A 3,149-nucleotide genomic window follows, 5' to 3' on the forward strand; every position below is an offset into this window, starting at 1 on the left:
TTAGGTTGGTGGAGCCAGGCGGGATCGAACCGCCGACCTCCTGCATGCCATGCAGGCGCTCTCCCAGCTGAGCTATGGCCCCGCCGCTGGAAGCCCGAAAGAATAGGCAGGGTTCGCGAATCCGTCAAGCTTTTTTTGGAAGATTTTGCGCGCGCCGATCACGCGCTCTCCGGGCCGGATCGACACCTTCGCGTTGTGACGTAAGCTGGATGGCTATACGCGCCGGAGCCCGCATGCACGAGATCGGTTTCATCCGCGACCTCGCCATGGTGATGATCGTGGCAGGTGCCACTACGGTGCTGTTCCAGCGCCTGCGCCAGCCGGTGCTGCTTGGTTACATCCTGGCAGGCGTGCTGATCGGGCCGCACACGCCGGGCGTGCTGGTGGGCGATCCGCGTGCGATCGACGACATCTCCAACCTCGGTGTCGTGCTGCTGATGTTCACGCTGGGGCTGGAGTTCAGCGTGCGCAAGCTGCGCGAGGTCGGCATGGGCGTGCTGATGGTCGCGGTGATCGAGGTCGGCCTGATGCTGTGGATCGGCACGGGCGTGGGCGAGGCGATGGGCTGGAGCCGCATGGACGCGTTGTTCCTCGGCGCGCTGATCTCGCTGTCTTCGACCATGGTCGCCACGCGCACCCTGGCCGAGGGTGGCCTGCGGCACTTGCCGTTCGCGCAGCGGGTGGTCGGCATCCTGGTGGCCGAGGACATGCTGGCGATCGTGATCCTCACGGTGTTGAGCGCGGTGGCGATAGGCGGTGCGATGGAGGCGGGGACTGCCCTGGCCGTGGTCGGGCAGGTGGGGCTTTTCGTGGTCGCCGGGATGATCCTTGGCCTCCTGCTGTTGCCGCGGCTCATCGATTACGTGGCCGGCTTCGGGCGCGACGAGACATTGCTGGTGAGCGCCCTGGGCGTGTGCTTCGGCGCGAGCCTGTTCGCCGCCTCGCTCGGCTTCAGCGTGGCGCTCGGCGCATTCCTCGCGGGTGCGGTGATTGCCGAGGCGCGCAACGCGCATCGCGTGATGCGGCTGGTGGAACCGCTGCGCGACATGTTCGCCGCGCTGTTCTTCGTGGCCATCGGCCTGAAGATCGACCCGGCGCTGTTGTGGCAGTACGCGTTACCGGCGCTGGGCATCGCCGCGGTGGTGATGGTCGGCAAGACCCTGGCGGTCGGCATGGGCATGGTCGCGGTGGGGCAGGATGTGCGCTCCTCGATCCGCACCGGGCTGAGCATGGCGCAGATCGGCGAGTTCTCTTTCGTGATCGCGGCGCTGGGCGCCTCGCTCGGCGTGGTCAGCGATTTCATCTATCCGACCGCGGTGGCCGTATCGGTCGTGTGCATGGCTGCGTCGCCTTATCTGGTGGGGCATGCCAATGGCATCGTCGACGGCATGCGTCGCGTTACCCCGGGCCCCCTGCGGCTGTTGCTGACCAGCTATTCGGGCTGGCTGGGGAGCCTCCGCCCGGTGGAGCAGAACGCGATGATCGCGGCCATGCTGCGCCGGCTGGTCTGGCACATCGGCGTCAACGTAGTGCTGGTGGTGACCTTGTTCGTGATCGGTGCCTACGTCAACGCGCACAACTGGTCCTGGTTCTCGACCTTCGGGGTCGGGCGCGAGGCGCGTCATTCGCTCATCTTCGCCGCGGCGCTGTTCCTTTCCCTGCCGATGCTCATCGCCATCTACCGCAAGGCCGAGGCGCTGGGCATGCTGCTGGCCGAGCTCGGCATCCGGGAACAGTTCGCCGGCGGCTACACGCATGCCATCCGCAGTCTGCTGGCGCGGCTCATCCCACTGGGCACGCTGCTGGCGCTGGGCCTGCTGGTGAGTGTGCTTGGTTCGGCGATCCTGCCGCCCCGCGGCGTGGCGATCGTGCTGCTGGTGGCCGGCGTGCTGCTGTCGGCGGTGCTGTGGCGCGCGCTGGTGAGGATGCACGCCCGGCTGCAGGCGGCGCTGCGCGACACGCTGGAGCGGCCATCGCCTGGCGAGTAGCCTGCCTGGACGGGAACCTTTCCGAACCATGACGGTCGACAGCCGGTGTCGTTGCCAAGACTGCTCGACGCGCCTCACAATGCCCCGCCTGCCTCCATCGGGGAGGCCCGGCGGCATTGCCGGCATTTCCATACACGAGGGAGTTCTTCATGAAGCAATTTCTGCGTCCCACGCTGACGGCGGCCGCCATGGTCGTTGCGCTGGGCATGACCGCGGGGGTCCACGCCCAGGCCGCCAAGTCGGGCGCTACGGTCGACAAGACCAAGGCCAGCTACGTGGTCGGCTGGGACCTGGCCAGCCAGCTGCCGCCGCTCGTGCGTGAGGAGGTCGACCCGGCAACGGTCGCCCGTGCCGTGCAGTCCGCGTTGTCGGGCCAGAAGCCGACGATGAGCGAAGCCGAGGCCAAGAGCGTGCGCGACGCCTTCGTCGCGAAGCTGCAGGCCAAGGCCAAGGCCCAGTACGAGAAGGTCGCTTCCGAGAACAAGAGCAAGGGCGAAGCCTTCCTTGCCAAGAACAAGAGCGCGCCAGGCGTGAAGACCACCGCCTCGGGCCTCCAGTACAAGGTGGTCAGCGAAGGCACCGGTGCACGCCCGGGCCCGAACGACACGGTACAGGTGAACTACGTGGGCACCTTCGTCGGCGGCGAGAAGTTCGACGCCTCGGCCGACCACGGCAAGGGCCCGGCCTCGATTCCGCTGCAGGGCGTGATCCCGGGCTTCCGCGAGGGTCTGGAGATGATGAAGACCGGCGCGCACTACATGCTGTACATCCCGTCGAACCTGGCCTATGGCGCGCAGCCGCAGAACGGCTTCCCGCCGAACGCCACGATCATCTTCGACGTGACCCTGGTGAAGACCGGCCCGACGCCGGCCGGCGGCCAGGAAAACGCTGGCAAGTAAGCCGGGCGCAGTCACCGGACCGAAGGGCGCGGAGCAATCCGCGCCCTTTCTTTTTATGCGGCTGCCGTGGGCGGCGCCTGTTAGAATCCGCGATCGTTTTGCTCCGGAGCGATCCCCCTGATGAAAGTCACCCTGTTCGGCACCGGCTACGTGGGCCTGGTCACCGGGACCTGCCTGGCGGAAATGGGCAACCGCGTGCTGTGCGTGGACGTGGACGCGGCCAAGGTCGCGCGCCTGAAGCACGGTGAGGTGCCGATCTACG

2 protein-coding genes, 1 tRNA gene and 1 pseudogene are annotated in these 3,149 nt (G+C 67.3%); 3 read left to right on the top strand and 1 reads right to left on the bottom strand.

The annotated features are described in order from the left end of the window. Positions 1 to 6 precede the first annotated feature (6 nt). Positions 7 to 82, bottom strand: a tRNA-Ala gene (locus tag VFH59_RS04650). A 151-nt stretch (positions 83 to 233) separates the two neighbouring features. Here VFH59_RS04650 and VFH59_RS04655 point away from each other — a divergent pair. The 3 genes and pseudogenes from VFH59_RS04655 to VFH59_RS04665 form a co-directional block, all read left to right on the top strand. Then, positions 234 to 1,988 (top strand): cation:proton antiporter, encoded by a 1,755-nt coding sequence (locus VFH59_RS04655; protein WP_325163718.1) that lies wholly within the window; start codon positions 234 to 236, stop codon positions 1,986 to 1,988. Between the two features lie 149 nt (positions 1,989 to 2,137). Continuing rightward, entirely contained in the window at positions 2,138 to 2,887 is a 750-nt protein-coding gene (locus tag VFH59_RS04660; protein ID WP_325163719.1) for an FKBP-type peptidyl-prolyl cis-trans isomerase, read from the top strand. A 120-nt stretch (positions 2,888 to 3,007) separates the two neighbouring features. Further along, positions 3,008 to 3,149: pseudogene (locus VFH59_RS04665) on the top strand (UDP-glucose 6-dehydrogenase); the annotation flags it as partial.

Source organism: Frateuria sp., assembly GCF_035695185.1.
GTDB lineage: Bacteria > Pseudomonadota > Gammaproteobacteria > Xanthomonadales > Rhodanobacteraceae > Frateuria_A.

Bases quoted from the DNA above. Each gene is read 5' to 3' on its own strand.
- VFH59_RS04655 (WP_325163718.1), top strand. From the start codon at position 234: ATGCACGAGATCGGTTTCATCCGCGACCTCGCCATGGTGATGATCGTG.
- VFH59_RS04660 (WP_325163719.1), top strand. From the start codon at position 2,138: ATGAAGCAATTTCTGCGTCCCACGCTGACGGCGGCCGCCATGGTCGTT.